Source organism: Mediterraneibacter sp. 210702-DFI.3.120 (genome assembly GCF_020561005.1).
Classification (GTDB): domain Bacteria; phylum Bacillota; class Clostridia; order Lachnospirales; family Lachnospiraceae; genus Mediterraneibacter; species Mediterraneibacter faecis.
This window is the reverse complement of the sequence record NZ_JAJCNG010000092.1, coordinates 1-356: the sequence shown is the minus strand read 5'-3', so window position 1 is coordinate 356 and position 356 is coordinate 1. Positions and strand designations below refer to the sequence as shown.

The 356-nt window shown below is 53.9% G+C and carries 1 protein-coding gene; it reads left to right on the top strand.

Annotated elements, in window-relative coordinates; translation table 11 throughout:
* On the top strand, window positions 1-356 hold a 356-nt coding region (locus tag LI162_RS15340; protein ID WP_227156885.1), incomplete at both ends, for a toprim domain-containing protein.

Sequence of the window (356 nt, the reverse complement as noted above, 5' to 3'; positions counted from 1 at the left end):
CCCATGTGCGAGGAACGGCAGACCCATTCAGACAGGACATTGCCGGGTCTGACAAGTCCTATCCGTTCCGCTATGAGGGAAACGGCAACCAGCTCTTTGTCTTTGAAGCACCGATTGACCTGTTATCATTCATCTGCCTTTATCCGCAGGACTGGCAGAAAAGAAATTATCTTGCCCTGGGCGGCGTTTCGGGCAAAGCTCTTGACCGTTTTCTTTCTGAACGCAAGGACACCCAAAAAGTGTTCCTCTGCCTTGACAGCGACACCGCAGGAAGCGAAGCCTGTACCCGACTGGCACAGTCCATTCCCAGCGAGATCGCCGTCATTCGCCTTGTCCCGGCAAGGAAAGACTGGAAC